Below are 15,748 nucleotides of genomic sequence, written 5' to 3' on the forward strand. Positions count from 1 at the left end.
AGCCGAACGATTACCAGGGAATACATCCCTGTTTGTAGTGTTTAAACAACGAGGAAAATATAACACATGGAAGATAATTCACTTCATACGGCATTAAACGTGCTTATACGTGTAAAAGACAACCTTTTAGAAACAATGGTTGATGAACTAGTTGCACATCAAGACGATGACCCCTCTTCTTTTAGTTTGCAAGAAATAGAAGATAAGTTTGCCATACGTATGGCAAATTTGAATACTCTTATTATAACGCTCCAAGATCAGATAAGTAGTGGAGGAGGAAATCAAGGAATACCTCGTATTATTACAAACGTTGAAGACACAACAAAAGATAAGTTAAACAGTAAACTCGATGAGTTGTTAGAGTTTGTTTCTCCTGATGAAGTTCTTCACTTGTCTGTAGTTCCTCAATCTACAGAAAATCCCGATAAGTTTACGATTATACTTGTTTATCAAGAATATAATGGCTAATGGGTAATTTTGTTTGAGGCGACATGCCCATAGGACGTGTTGTATTCTAAAATATATAAGGTGTGGTAGCAAAGTATTTGTTACCTGGTAGCAAAAAGCATGTCTACTTTACTGCTAGTTTTGCAAATTCATTTTAAAAGGCATGGTTTAGAGTTTGTTATTGGTCAAGGAAAGACATAATGGAACGTCTGATCATTATCGAAAATGGCGAAGAAATAGTTTTTAATATTGAAAGCCGTGTAGTTACTATTGGTAGAAGTAGTAAAAATGATATCCCCATTAAAGACCGCAATGCTTCGCGTAGACATTGCAATATTATCAAAGTTGGAGATTCATGGTTTGCTGTAGATTGCGACAGCCAAAATGGTACGTTGGTAAATCAAAAACCAATTAAAAAACAAGAGTTGGAAGACGGCGACAAAATCTCCGTGGGGGCGGCAGAAATTATTTTTATGATTGCCCAAGAAAAACCTTTGCAGACCGAAGAGAGCATGCTTGCTGACTCACCGATAAAAAAACATCCGCTGCAAGACGAAGAACTAGAGGTGAAAGCTCCACCGAAAAAAGAAGTCGAGACGCCAAAAAAAGAAGAAGTAGAAGTGCCCGTGAAGCAAGAAGAAGTTTCACCGCCTTCGGAACAACCGGCGCCACCACCAGTTCCTCCTGTACCAGCGCCTACCCCACCAATGCCTCCAGCATCGGCCGCGCATCCTAAAGAAATTAGCCTAAACAAAAGTTCAAAACCATCAGAGCCCGTAAACAACACCGATGATGTAGAAGGCGCATCGCAAAGTGCTACCGGGAATCGCTCTGTAGAAATGCGCAATCGCCGCAGTGCGACGGCCGCGAAACAAGTAGGTGAATTATATAAAACATTTACGGCACAATTTGCCCAGCAAGTGGTTGGTTATGACTACGTAGCACGGCTACTGTTTATTGCTCTTATCAACAATGAACACTGTTTACTTACAGGCCCTCCAGGAGCAGGGAAATTATTTATTGTTCGTACTGTTAGCGAACTATTAGGGCTTTCTGTTCAGAGAGTTTCCAATGTCGGTATCGAAAATCACATAGAAAATAGCAGTAAGTACAATTTAGAGACGTTGTTCAGTAATAATTTGAATTTTATCGATCATAATTTTCAAGCACCTGAAAACGTAATGACGCTTATTTTTGACTTTTTACAAAATCAAAAGATGCCTACAGAAAGAAAAACGAGTAACTTTCAACAAGTAAACACGATTATTGCCGGAAATTTGCCAAGCAAGCAAACTTCTTCGCAAATGATGCAATACAAAGATGCTTTTATGTTTGATGTTCCTTTAGACTATTTGGGAATTGATCTCGAAACGTCTATATTGAAACAAAATATCGGTGTGATAAACAGAGCAAAAAAACCAATGAATTTCACACGTTGTTTTGGTTATTTCCAAATGTTAATGGCCAACAGTGTTGTGAGTGATGAGGTCTTAAAGTTTATCGCAACCATTGTACATCATAGTCGTCCATATCAGAGTCAATGTGAAGACGTTAAACAGTATTTTCTTTACGGTTGTGGACGTAAAGCAGGACTTTCTTTGTTGCGAGCAGCGCAAACTCATGCACTTTTAGACAATCGAAAAGAAGTCTCTATTGAAGACGTGAGTAAGATGTCTTATTATGTTTTGCATCATCGCGTTGTGATAAATGAAGAAGGCAAAAAGGCGAAGAAAAGTAAAAAACAGATTATCGAATCTCTTATTAAATTTGCCAAAGAAAACTAAACCATATGTTTCCCACATCTCCCAAAAAACTTCAGAGATATTTAAATTTTTTAGGTGCTGCCCCCCAAAAAAAGTGGGGGCAAAATTTTTTATTGGATACACAATATCATGTCGCTATCCAAAAAGCAGCTCAGTTAGATCAAGATGATATTGTGTTAGAAATTGGCGCTGGTCTTGGTCATTTGACGCAGTTTTTGCAACCCATGGTAAAAAAGCTATTTGTTGTGGAAATAGACCCTATCATGGTAAAAGCGCTACAAGGATCTTTTGCCGCAGCAGACAATATCGAAATCATCTCTGAAGATATTCTACGTAAAAAAAGACAACTGAATCCTATTGTTTTACAAAAGGTGAGTGAGGCACTAGGTCAAAATAGTCTTAAAATAGTTGCAAATCTACCTTACAACATTTCCGCTCCTATCATTGTCAATTTTCTGTCGTGTTCTATTCCTATTTCACAGATGGTCATTATGGTACAGAAAGAAATTGCCGCGCGAATTGTTGCATCACCACAAACCGAATTTTATGGCCCTTTAACAGTACAAACTCAAATATATTCCCACGCAAAAATTTTAAAGTATGTTCCTGCCAGTGCATTTTTTCCTGCACCAAAGGTAACGTCCGCTATTTTACAAATTGTACCTGACAACAAATTGTTGCATACTATCAATAACATAGATCTCTTTAAGACCTTGATTCAGGCAACATTTTGTTTGCGTCGCAAAAAAATTTCCAACTCTCTAAAAAAGGGAGCGAATTTACCGGAAATTTCAAAAGAGAATTTAGAGAAACTACAAGAACAGTTTGACTTATCGCGACGTCCAGAAACTTTTTCTGTGGAAGAGTTTATTCACATGGCAAACATATTGAATGATCTCCTGAATAGCGATTAAAGCTGACTCTGACGTATTCGGTCGTTTTTCAATAAAAAACTCTGTGGTTATTATGCCAACCATAACGGTAGAGCAGATCAAATTTTATAGCGGTATTTTGCGTACATTCCTTACCGAACCATTACATCATTCAAGAAGGTAATCAACATGAGTAAAAGATTTATTTTTGTAATACTAATACTGAATATTTTGTATGCCTTAGATATAAATCATCATGAAATAATTCTCAAACTCGATCCCAAAACAAATCATCTGAACGTTACGGATACGATGACATACAAAAATACAGGTGATCGCCATATCGAATTTAGTTTACATGGTAACTTACCCATTCAAGTGAAAAGTTCTGATTGGAAACTGGAATTCATCGGAAAAGTTTCGTGGGATGCATCAGGTATCAACGCATATTATAAAAAATTAGATAAATTATTTCCTATCCATAACTATAGATTAACGCCAACAAAACAACTAGATTCAAACAAGGTGACGGTTGTTTATGGTGGTAAAATAACCTTGCCTCCGACGACTTCTCGCGAAGAATATGTACGTAGTTTTAGCGAAACGCCGGGCATTGTGTGTAAGGAAGGTGTTTATCTCACCAGTACTAGCTTATGGTACCCGCAACAGCAAGGAAAGATGGTGTCTTTTTCATTAAAAGCGCATCTACCTAAAAATTGGCAGTTGATATCCCAAGGAAAAGAGAAGTTTGCCGATAAGGATTGTGTCGTGTGGGATTGTACCTCCCCAATGGAGGAGATCTATGTCGTAGGCGGTCCACTGACAAAATTTGAGCGCGTGTATGGCAAAACGAAGGCCATGGTGTATACACACAGTTATGATGAAGGTCTTGCCGACAAATACCTGACCGCAACAGGTCAATATCTGAAGATGTACAATGATTTATTGGGAAAATATCCCTATAGTAAATTTGCTCTCGTCGAAAATTTTTGGGAAACAGGGTATGGAATGCCTTCGTTTACACTGCTTGGCCCACGTATCATCCGTTTTCCATTTATTTTACGTTCCTCTTATCCACACGAAATTTTGCATAATTGGTGGGGAAATGGCGTTTTTGTCGATTACAAAACAGGTAACTGGTGTGAAGGACTTACCGCATATTTGGCCGATCATCTCTTGAAAGAACAAGAAGGTAAGGGGGTTGAGTCTCGTCGCAGTACTCTTCAAAGATATCGCAACTTTGTACGCCAAGACCGCGATTTTCCTTTAGCGCAGTTTCGCAGTCGCCATTCACCGGAAACAGAAGCGGTGGGATATGGCAAATGTCTCATGTTATTTCATGAGCTACGCCAAAAACTAGGAGATAAAGTTTTTACGCTGTGTTTGCGGGAATTTTATAAGAAATTTCTATTTAAAAAAGCCAGTTTTGATGATATCGAAAAGACCTTTTCGCAAGTGACAAAGCAAGATCTAAAGTCATTTTTTGTACAAAGAGTACAAGAAAAAGGTGCCCCTGATATAGGCATTAAAAATGTATACGTTGAGCAAAACAAAGTACACTTTAGCCTGGAACAATTGCAAAAAGGTATTGTCTATAATTTGCAAATACCTATTGCCGTTACCTATAAAGATGGAAGTGCTGAATTAAAAAAGGTGCAACTGAATAAACAATTGCAGGCCTTTGTGTTCGATTTACCAAAAGCAGCGACGCGGATAGATATCGATCCACAATTCGATTTATTCCGCAAAGTACATCGCAGTGAAATCCCCACTTCTTTTGGACAGTTGTTTGGTTCGACAAGGACGGTACTCGTTTCGCAAAGTCCAAGTGATTATCAAGCTGTTTTAGACAAATGGGGGCGCGGTCGTCTGATGTATATGGTGAGTGATGATGATCTGTCTGCTATCCCTAAAAATAGCAGCGTGTGGTTTTTGGGACAAAATCACAAGTACGCGGAGAAGTTTCGAAAAATTTTTACCAAAACTCATGGGGTTACTTTTGGTAAAGATTATATACAGGTCGGTAATAACAAACCGGTGTCTTTAAAAGACCATATGATTGTACTGTGTACCCAGCATCCACAAAATGAAGAATTGGCCATCGGGTGGATTTTGGGAGATAAGATGGAGGCGATCGCTGCGGTTGCTAGAAAATTACCACACTATGGGAAATATAGTTATCTCGCTTTTTCAGGAGCAGCGGCGAACAATGTTCTGAAGGGACAGTGGAGTGTGTTGCAGTCGCAAATGACGTATCATTTGACAACGACAAATAGTGCCATGGGGAAACTTCCTCCACGACAAGCATTGTGCAAACTTCCGGTCATGCTCAATGACAAGGGGCTTCGAAAGCACGTCTCTTTTTTAACTTCTCCACAAATGAAAGGTCGTGGACTGGGAACACCCGAACTGGATAAAGTAGGCGAGTACATTGCCAACTCTATGAAAAGTTTTGGACTGCGACCAGGAAATGGCAATAGTTACTACCAAAGTTTTACCACACAAGTGAAAAACCCTCAACGACAAGTAAAGATTCACAATGTCATGGGGATGATACCAGGTACCGATCCGCAGCTCAAAAATGAACCCGTAATTTTGTGTGCACACTACGATCATTTGGGACTTGGTTGGCCAGATGTGAAAAAAGGAAACGAGGGGAAAATTCACTTCGGAGCAGACGATAACGCCAGTGGAGTTGCGGTGATGCTGGAGATGGCGAAATTGTTTGTGCGCAAACCTGGCTTACGACCACTTATTTTTATTGCCTTTTCCGGGGAAGAAGCTGGACGTCTTGGTTCAAAGTACTATGTTTCACAATTGAAAAGCAAGCCTTTTACCGTGATCAACATAGACAGCGTCGGGCGTTTAGATGGTCGCGCATTACTCGCACTTGGTACGGGTTGTACTCGTGAGTGGCCTTTTATTTGTTTCGGATGTGGTGCGGTCACAAATGTTAAAATTACCTCTGTTCCCGAAAGTGAGGATAGTAGTGATCATTCGAGCTTTGTGGCGAAGGGAATTCCGGCAATACAACTTTTTTCTGGCCCACATGCCGAATATCACAGTCCCAAAGATACCATGGATCGGCTAGATTTTCCTGGCATGGTAAATGTGATGCTTGTGGTACAAGAAATGCTCAACTATGTGGTCAATAGAAAAAAACCATTTACGATATTTATCAAAAATGCACAAAATAAGACAACGAAGACCAACAAAAATAATAAAGAAAGACGTGCGAGTCTAGGAAGTATTCCTGATTTTACCTATCGCGGTCCAGGAGTTCGAATTTCTGGCGTTGTTCCTGGTTCTGCTGCCGCAGGAGCAGGTATGAAAAAAGGGGACATTGTCACCAAGTTAGGTCGTATTGACATTAATAACTTACGCGGTCTATCAAACGCTTTAAAAGAATACAAGCCAGGAGATAAAATACAGGTGGTTTTTCAACGTGACAAAAAGACATTTACCGAAACTGTCACTCTGAAAGAAAGGTAAGGGATGCAAAAAGAACAAGTTATTGTCAATTTAAAACACATCGCCACATTGATGGAGTTAAAAGGTGAAAATAGCTTTAAAATTCGCGCCTTTCATAATGCCTGTCGCGCTTTGGAGTCCGAGACCGAAAATTTGAAAACGATTGTTGACGAAAATCGTTTGACAAATATCAAAGGAATTGGAGAAGGTATTGCGAAAAAAATAGCCGAAATGGTGTTACACGACAAAAGTACGTGGCTAGAAGATTTGCAAAATGAAATTCCCGAAGACTTGGTTAAAATGTTGGAGATCCCAGGTTTAGGTGCGAAAAAAGTGCGTACCATTCACAAAGAATTGGGAATTACGACCTTAGAAGAACTGAAGCTTGCTTGTGTGGATAATAAGATTGAAAGTTTGCCTAAGTTCGGTGCAAAGGTACAACAGAATATTCTGACAGGTATCGAAACATTGAAAAAACATGCGGGCAGATATCTTTTTAGTTTTGCTCATGCGGAAAGCCAAAAAATCATACAATACATGCGCGAATGCGAATGTATTTCTAAACTAGAAATTGCCGGTAGTTTACGACGACGTAAGGAGGTGACAAAAGACATTGATATGTTAGTGGTTGCCTCTGATGCGGAAACCGTGATGCAACATTTTGTCTCCTACCCTGAAGTGGAAAAGATCATTGGCCATGGACCAAAGAAGTCCAGTATCCAATTGCGCAAGGGTCTACAAGTCGACTTACGCGTAGTGGAAGAGCATCAATTTGCCTTTGCTCTTATGTACTTTACGGGAAGCAAGGAACACAATACGCAAATGCGTAGTATTGCCAAAAAACATGGTTTAAAACTCAATGAATATGGCTTATTCGATGAAAACGACAAAAGCGCTGTGTGCGAAAGTGAAGAACAAGTTTTTAGTGCTCTTGGCTTACAGTATGTCATTCCAGAACTACGCGAAAATCTCGGAGAGATTGAATTGGCGCAAGAAAAAAAATTGCCTAAATTGGTCTCGCAAGGTGACCTAAAGGGAATTTTTCACATGCATACGCAGTATAGCGATGGCAAAAATACTGTGCGTGAGATGGCGGAAGCAGCGCAGGAGATGGGATATCAGTACATAGGTATTACCGATCATAGTCAATCGTTGACCATCGCCAATGGAATGAAACCGCAAGCGGTGAAAGATCAGTTTGCCGAAATTGATGCCGTAAACAAAGAACTCAAAGATTTTCGTATTTTCAAAGGTGTTGAGTCGGACATTCTTGCAGACGGTGGACTTGATTACGATGATGAACTCCTAAGTCAATTTGACTTTATCATTGGTTCCATTCACGGTAACTTTAAGATGAGTGAAGCGGAAATGACCAAAAGAGTTATTAAGGCAATCGAAAATCCTTATTTGACAATGATCGGTCACCCAACAGGTCGGCTGCTATTAAAACGCGAGCCATACGCCATCAACATGCAAGAAATTATTCATGCTGCGGTAGAAAACAATGTGGTGATTGAAATCAACGCACATCCATTTCGTTTGGACTTAGATTGGCGTTGGGGAAAACTCGCCGCAGAAAAAAATCTTCTCACGAGTATTAATCCCGATTCTCACATTGCCGAAGGATTTCACGATATATACTACGGCGTAGGGATTGCACGTAAAGCGTGGTTTGAATCGGAAAGAGTTGTAAATACTTGGGAAACAGACGATATTGCAAAGTTTTTTGCAAAAAATAAATAAATTTTCATTTTATACCTTGACATTAGAAAATGTCGAGGTATAATTACTCCACATTACTTGGGCAGGTAGCTCAGTTGGTAGAGCAACAGACTGAAAATCTGTGGGTCGGCAGTTCAAATCTGCCCCTGCCCACCTCCATAAAATTTCCCCCCGTAAAAATAATATTCACCACAAAAATTCTTTAAACAAATTACCACTTCCGGCTTATTCCAAAAAATGCGTTTTTATAAGCAAAATACAAATTACCTTTTCTAATCACATATTTATTAAACTCATGCACCGGATTACTCCATAACTTTACACCACTATCTCGATTGAGGCCATAAAAGTTTCTTTTGGTGTCCTTAAAGTAAACTGTGTCCACAAGTACCGAAGCATAACCAATAATGCCGGGAGCTATTGCTTTGAACTCCCATTGTTTTTTCCCGTTTTTAATAGCACGCATATAACCACCATCGTTGCGACTTGTAAAATAGGCAACACCACCGGCGACAGTTAAAAATATTTGCCCTTGTTTGGGATATTTCCATTGCAGCTGATGCGTTTTGATATTGACGGCTCTCAGCGAATCTTTACAATGAAAATACACTGTATCTCCTTCTACTCGGACGTCAAAAGGACGATCTTCGAGGGGATAACGCCATTTTTCTAAACCACTATAAAGATCGACAGCACATAAAAAATTACGTCCACCAAAATAAATAATTCCGTCTTTTCCCACAGGAAATGGAGCATGCCAGGCATCATTTCCGCGTCCCACATTGAAATTCCACTTTTGTTGACCGTTTTGTGCATCAATACCATAAAGGAGGCCGTTGTCTCCAAAACAAACCATTCCCCCCATAACAAAAGGTTTTGACGCTGTCTCAGCCACCGTAGTAAATTTCCATTTCAGTTTTCCATTTTGAATATCGATGGCATAAAGATAATTTTCTTCGCTAGCAGCAAAGTAAAGTGTTTTGTTCACAATAACGGCCGATTGACTTTGAGGTGGCATATTCATAGGAAAATGCCATACTTTGTGCCACGGTTGCGTGTGGAAAGCCGAAATCCCGTGCGCGGAACCCAAAAAAACCAAATCTTCGTGCATTCCGACCATAAATGAGTGATGTTCCAGTTCTTTTTCAGAGATAATAATTTCATTTAGACTACGGATGCCTTTGTGGTTATAAACTTTCGTGTACTGTCGCCAAACTTTGGGGGGAAGACTTTGGGGTGTTTGGCGTACGATTGTGAGACGACGGTGCGTTTTCCAAGTACCGTTGTCTTGTATGGCTAGCTCTAATTCGTTGCTACCATAATCAAGGGGTAATTTTGCATCAAAATATCTTTGTTGTAGGTCAAGAAAGATCTGTTTTTGATTGAGGACTAAACGCATTTTTTCTGGCGTAGAATCGGCAAGATATCCTTGAAATTTAAGTCGCCAGCGAGAGGGAGGAACTGACAATGTATTTTGCGTGTCCAAGGTGTTGGGATGGGTAATTTTTACCACATCGCTCTTTTTGTCAACCGTATTCTCGTTTTTAACAGCGCTTGGTTGATGGAGGTTGAAAAAATAAAAACATAACGAACTGATGAGTATGGTGGCGTAGATTGCCTTGTGACGATACATTTTTCTTAGGCTTTTTGTCAACAAACTGCTCGGTTTGGCCATGATCGGTTCTCCTCTGGAAAATCGTTGGAGATCGGCGACAAATTCGTTGGCACTTTGGTAGCGTTGCTGCTTTTTTTTTGCAAGAGCTTTTAAACAAATATTCTCTAAATCTTTGTGGAGAGTTCTTTTTATTTTGCGGGGGGCTTGAGGTTCTTCTTCTAAAATTTTGTATAAAATGTCAAAGGAGGAACCTTCGCGAAATGGTGGTTGGCCGGTGAGCAATTCATATAGCGTTGCCCCTAAAGAGTAAACATCACTGCGCTCGTCGATTTCTTTAACCTTACCGCTCGCCTGCTCTGGTGGCATGTACCTCAAAGTACCCAATATCATACCTGTTTTGGATAGACTGTGTTCGGTTTTTACCATCTTCGCTAAACCAAAATCCATTACTTTGGGTTCGTCATTGTCCATCATAATATTGGCGGGTTTTAGGTCGCGATGTATGATGCCTTCTTTGTGTGCATAAGCGACCGCATTTCCTACACGAATCATGATTTGCACCGTTTGACGCGCACTTAACGATTTTTTTCGTACAATTGTTTTTAAACACGCGCCAGGGATAAACTCCATGGTAAAAAATGGTTGGTTATTGTTTTGCCCTATCTCGTAAAGTGTGACAATGTTTGGATGACGCAGTTTTGCTGTTGCCCGGGCCTCTATCAAGAGTCTCTTTACCTCTCTATTATTTGTGGAAGCTTCAGACAATAGCATTTTTAAAGCCACAATTCGTTTAAGTCGTGTATCGTAAACTTTGTAAACTCTGCCCATGCCTCCGCGCCCAAGCTCACCTTCTATCCTGTAGTGCCCAAACATTTTGCCTAGAGTATTATCGTAATCCATGTCTTCTCTTTTGCTGTTATATGATTTGTGTATATACAGTTATATTAATATGCTAACAAAGAAAGCGATAAAATCAATATAGTTCTGATGCCTTTGAATTAAATGTTTTTCACAACATGTAAACTTTGCAAACGAACAGTGATTTGTGTTTGCTAGTACTAATTGATATAATGTTTTACTGTTTAAAATCATAATCCTGTTCATCCTGTCAAAATTTTTTACTCTGTTAATCCTGTCTAAAATCCGGGCTGGAGGTATCAATGAAAAAGTTTATTTTATTTCTCGGTTTGTGTGGGTTGTTGTATGCCGATTTTGTGGTGCAATTTGTCGAAAAGAGCACCTCTCTAAATTCTGCACGAGTGCGTTTATATGAAAAAATTTCTCCGATTTTGCCACACGGCAAAATTTTGCAAGAGGGTTTTGTCAAAAAGCATAGCGATGTTTATGCCTACGTCAAAATGGAAGTGCCAGACTCTGATTTCGTGTTGCTCATTACCGAGAAAATTGCGCTCCTACAAACAGGGACAACTTCTGAAGAAGCGCTGAACAAGATAAATCAGTACACTTCTTTGTGGTCTTCGCGTTTTGCGGAGGAATATTATTTTTTCAACATTGGTGATATGTTCTTTTGTGTAGCGACAATGGGGCTTCCCAACATCGCTAGTGCTGTCCCTTTGAGATTTTCAGGTTTTGGCAATGATAAAAATAGTGCGAGAACACAAGCGGAAAACAGTGCTAAAGCAGTACTCAAAGAGTTTGACATACAAAATGAGCAGTATCGGCAAATGGGTTTTTCATGGATGTGCGATCTTTTTGTCACCCCAAAACCGATGTCTTTTCATTTTCGCGGTACAGGACTTTCCCAACAAAGTGCAAAAGCTCAAGCGGAACTGTTTGCGAAGGGATCTTTGGGAAATTACATCATTCAAAAAGAAGATTACCAACAATTTGGTGCGATGTGGTTATGCAATCTAGTGGTTACGAAAAGTCGTACGCGTGGCAAAATGATTTCTATTCCACAAATTACTCTAATGAATACACTCGACAATGACGAAATTATGGTGGTTGGTGTGGGAGAAGACAAACAAAAAGCCTTGGTGGATTTAAAGCAACAATTGCATGTGCTAAAAATGAAAGCTGAAAACGTAAAATACGTTGCGGGAGCTTCTTTTGTATATTGCGTTGCCCAAGGTAAGAGTCATTTTTCTCAGGGAAAATATTCTGTACAAGATATGCAGATAGCTCATTTTCAGGTAAAGAATGAGCCGATAAAGTTTATGTTTACCGGTATTGGTCTCAGTAAGCAACAAGCGCGATCACGAGCAGAGTTTCAAGCAAAATTGATGTTGGGCAGTTACAACGTTGAAAAAGAAGACTATGTACAGTTCGGTGCAATGTTCACATGCTATTTACTGGTAACGCGACAGAATTCCTCGGGGAATATCGCACTTGAAGAACAAGTGGTACCACAAAAATCTTTTACGTCTATTTGGTTAAAAAATAATCAAAAATGGGTATGCCACAAACAAAACGCTAAGGACATATCTGTGGAGATGATTACCGGGAAAGCACCTAGCTATGAAGAAGTAAAAGTAGAGGGATATGAATCATCTGATGTGATACGAATACACTACGATTGCGAAGCGGAAGTTTGGAAGTGTTGGGTGAAAACGCAATAAAATTATTTTTGTGTTTTTAGGTTGCTGGGAGCAAGTTTCCCAGCATACCTTCAGGTAAGTCTACTTACGTTTGCGTATGTACAAAAGAGAAAGGCCACCTAGTAAAAAAGCCAAGTATGTAGATGGCTCAGGTATAACTCTAATAACAATGTTGTCCACTCTTGCGGTATCTTCAAAATTTAGAGTAAATCCTGTTAATTGCAAACCTGCAAAAGTGTTTACCCCTACGGTTTGAAAAGAAGTTGATGTGGGAGAAAAACCATCTACAACAGAGTTGTCGAGAGTTCTTAATTGAACATCTTGACCGGTAACTGATGTTGCGCGGATGTCTAAGCTAATTACTTCAAATAAAGCCCCGCCCAATGAGATTTCTACACCTGCAAAATTACCATCGATGTTCGCATCACCAAGTTCATTACCAGAAGGTCCACCGGTAAAAATGGTTGCGCCGTTATTAGTGTTGCCAAGAAAGTTATTCTCTATGATAAGAAAACCATCCTCGGTTAGAGGAAGCGTTGTTCCTGATGAGAAGTCAATCGTTACAGCAAAACACGGCAATAAACAAACCAATAAACAAATAAAATATTTCATATTGCCTCCATATCTAGAAGTATTCTTTATTCTTCAAATAATGTGTTGATAATTCATATTAACAAAAAATCATAGATTTAGACATGTAAATTTGTTAAAAAATTGATGTGAGTGTTTTTTTATGCGAAATTGCAAATTTGTTTCATATGCCAGAATGCAAATTTTGCTGTGGACTTGGAAACGGGTATCCAGTGGTATTTGAGGGAACGGGCGGACACTAGGTCCGCCCCTACAACGTACAGTGTACAAGATAGATGTACTTTATGCGTTGTGGAATTGGGTTTGAGATAGAACGCATTTTAGGTGTTGTGATTTATGACAACACCTGTGATCTCACTGCATTATTTTTGCGTAGTAAGGTGATAATACTCTTTTGTTGGTGATTGTGGGCGTCGTCAAGAGGCGTATTTCCCCAGCGGTCTTGGGCGTTGATGTTTACTCCGTGAGATATAAGTAACTCTGCTATGGCAATGTGTCCTTCGCAAGCCGCAAGATGTAGCGGGGTTCGCATATCGTAGTCGGCACCTCGTAGGCTTTTGCCTTTGGCGATCATATTTTGTAAAGAGGACATGTCTCCCATGCTGACCGCCCAAATAACACGTACAATGTCTTCTGAAAATAGTTCGCGTTCGTTTTCGTTTTGTAAATTTATGATATACTCTCCCTTGTGAAGAGCTTTATTTTTTTTGAGTAGCGCGACGATTTCTTCATGGTTATGATGTATCGCATCGTCAAGAGGTGTTCCTCCCCAGCGGTCTTGAACGTTGATGTTGACCTCTCGTTTGATGAGATACTCCACAATGTTCTTGCGCCCTTCGGCAGCGGCTAAGTGTAAAGGTGTTCTTTTGTCGTAGTCCATCCCGTTTAGGTCAATACCTCTTACTTCCAAACGTTGAATCGCCCCTAAATCTCCTTTGCTTGCCGCCCATATAAGTTCGTCTATTTTTTGTGATTTTGTCTGAATGCGATCTAAGCGCGGATTTTTTTTCTGCGAAACGCCTGTCAGATTGTCGTAGTGATGAATATTAAATTTTTCCACGAGCCTTTTGCAAAATTCAATACCGCGAACACTATTCCCTAGTTGATCTATGCGTGGTGACCACGTACATATGCCCATTAAGTTGGGGACAACAATCATCATCCCTCCTCCCACACCACTTTTTGTTGGGAGTCCAATGGTAAAGGTGTGTTCTCCCGAAAAATCATACATACCACAAGAAAACATAAGGGACAAGCAGTGTTGAACGGTTTTGGCACTAAATATACGTTCACCGTTTACGGGGCATATTCCACCATTGGCAAAAGTTGCTGCCACAGCGGCCATCATCTGTGCACTTGTTTCAATCGAGCAACTTTGGAAATAAAGTTCTAAAACTTCATTTAAGTTGACACCTTTGGGAAAAGCGTCATTCTCCAGCATTAACCAACCCAAAGCGCGGTTACGGTGTCCGGTTTTGCTTTCGGATAAGTACACGGATTCATTAAAGTAAACTTTTTGATCACCGGCAAGCCGTGACCATGTGTTCATAATGTGCTGTAGCCGATCTTCAATCTTTAGGTCCGGACGTATGAGAGCGCAGGTCATCACCGCTCCGGCGTTAATCATTGGGTTATGGGGAAGTCCTTTGTCGTTAAAGGTGATCTCGTTGAAACGACTACCACTAGGTTCGCGTCCCACATGGCGATGAACATTTTGTTCTCCATGCTCTTCTAAAGCTAAGCAGTAGCTAACGGTTTTGCATATCGACTGTATGGAAAAATTTTTATCGGCATCACCAACCGCAAATTTTTGCCCATCGATCGTGCATACCGCAACGGCAAAATGATCTGGATGCACTCGGGATAGTTCTGGTATGTAGTTTGCGACCTGTCCATGATCATTTTTCTTCGTAGTATTGTAAATGTTGCGAATTTCGTTTGTGAAATCTCCAAAGTTTGGAATCACCATATTGCCCTGTAATGCTTGCTCAATGAGTAGTATGTTCGGACGAATAATTTCACAGAAGCGCTGGTAGGAAATTTTGTCACTTTTTTTGTATGAGTTCAGTAGATCAAAGCATTCCTTTAAACGAAAGTCGTCTTCTAAAAGCCCTTGTCTGATAAGAAGATTTTTCAATTCCCACGGACAAATACGTCCTTGTTGTTTGATATCCAACGAAAGAAATAGTTGATACTCGCGTAAATCGGCATCTTTTGGTGGTGATAATTTCTTGTTGATGACCTTCGTTGTTTTCTTTATAGTTTTTTGTTTTACCATAGTACATCTTATGTAAGAGAATTTGAATGAAAAATACGTAGAACAATCATATACGATTATGAAAATAAAAAAAATGATTATTTTACTTTGGTGCGGGTGACTTGGGTGAGGAATTCGTTTTCATATTGGTGACTTGGGTAAGGAATTCGTTTTCAGATTGGTGCCCTCACCATCGCAATTGTGGGATTTTATGATTGGGATTCGTTTTCCGTATTGGTGCCCTCACCATCGCAATTGTGGGATTTTATGATTGGGATTCGTTTTCCGTATTGGTGCCCTCACCATCGAATGAGCAGTTACAGCTATCGCTGTAAGCTGCTATTCTCATACCTCTCCCACAGGGAGAGGTGTAATGCTTCTCTTTTGTAAAAAACAAAATTCACTGGAGTTGCGAATCAATAGCATGGTATTACTATTTTTATACAGTTACG

At 39.9% G+C, this 15,748-nt stretch carries 9 protein-coding genes and 1 tRNA gene; 7 read left to right on the forward strand and 3 right to left on the reverse strand.

Annotated elements, in window-relative coordinates; translation table 11 throughout:
* Positions 1–66: 66 nt before the first annotated feature.
* From UABAM_RS00915 to UABAM_RS00940, 6 genes are all read left to right on the forward strand, one after another.
* On the forward strand, positions 67–468 hold the full coding sequence (locus UABAM_RS00915) for a hypothetical protein (RefSeq protein ID WP_151966109.1): 402 nt from the start codon (positions 67–69) through the stop codon (positions 466–468).
* Positions 469–647: 179 nt separating this feature from the next.
* Positions 648–2,231 carry an FHA domain-containing protein gene (locus UABAM_RS00920; protein WP_151966110.1) on the forward strand — a complete coding sequence of 528 codons (1,584 nt, stop codon included), beginning with the start codon at positions 648–650 and terminating at the stop codon, positions 2,229–2,231.
* A 5-nt stretch (positions 2,232–2,236) separates the two neighbouring features.
* The gene (gene rsmA / locus UABAM_RS00925) at positions 2,237–3,124 is read left to right on the forward strand and encodes a 16S rRNA (adenine(1518)-N(6)/adenine(1519)-N(6))-dimethyltransferase RsmA (protein ID WP_151966111.1); all 888 of its coding nucleotides are present in this window, start codon (positions 2,237–2,239) and stop codon (positions 3,122–3,124) included.
* 147 nt (positions 3,125–3,271) lie between these two features.
* Positions 3,272–6,574, forward strand: coding sequence for a M20/M25/M40 family metallo-hydrolase (locus UABAM_RS00930; RefSeq protein ID WP_151966112.1), 3,303 nt, complete (start codon positions 3,272–3,274; stop codon positions 6,572–6,574).
* A gap of 3 nt (positions 6,575–6,577) precedes the next feature.
* Positions 6,578–8,296, forward strand: a complete 1,719-nt coding sequence (gene polX, locus UABAM_RS00935) for a DNA polymerase/3'-5' exonuclease PolX (protein WP_151966113.1) — start codon at positions 6,578–6,580, stop codon at positions 8,294–8,296.
* A 59-nt stretch (positions 8,297–8,355) separates the two neighbouring features.
* Positions 8,356–8,428 (forward strand) — tRNA-Phe (locus tag UABAM_RS00940).
* Positions 8,429–8,486: 58 nt separating this feature from the next.
* On the opposite strand, the gene UABAM_RS00945 is transcribed toward UABAM_RS00940, so the two are convergent.
* Positions 8,487–10,790, reverse strand: coding sequence for a serine/threonine-protein kinase (locus UABAM_RS00945; protein ID WP_151966114.1), 2,304 nt, complete (start codon positions 10,788–10,790; stop codon positions 8,487–8,489).
* Between the two features lie 260 nt (positions 10,791–11,050).
* Here UABAM_RS00945 and UABAM_RS00950 point away from each other — a divergent pair, with 260 nt between their 5' ends.
* Entirely contained in the window at positions 11,051–12,469 is a 1,419-nt protein-coding gene (locus UABAM_RS00950; RefSeq protein WP_151966115.1) for a hypothetical protein, read from the forward strand.
* 60 nt (positions 12,470–12,529) lie between these two features.
* On the opposite strand, the gene UABAM_RS00955 is transcribed toward UABAM_RS00950, so the two are convergent.
* The gene (locus tag UABAM_RS00955) at positions 12,530–13,060 is read right to left on the reverse strand and encodes a PEP-CTERM sorting domain-containing protein (protein ID WP_151966116.1); all 531 of its coding nucleotides are present in this window, start codon (positions 13,058–13,060) and stop codon (positions 12,530–12,532) included.
* A gap of 313 nt (positions 13,061–13,373) precedes the next feature.
* Positions 13,374–15,317 carry a glutaminase A gene (gene glsA, locus UABAM_RS00960; RefSeq protein WP_151966117.1) on the reverse strand — a complete coding sequence of 648 codons (1,944 nt, stop codon included), beginning with the start codon at positions 15,315–15,317 and terminating at the stop codon, positions 13,374–13,376.
* Between the last annotated feature and the right edge of the window lie 431 nt (positions 15,318–15,748).

Source organism: Candidatus Uabimicrobium amorphum (assembly GCF_009002475.1).
Lineage (GTDB): Bacteria > Planctomycetota > Uabimicrobiia > Uabimicrobiales > Uabimicrobiaceae > Uabimicrobium > Uabimicrobium amorphum.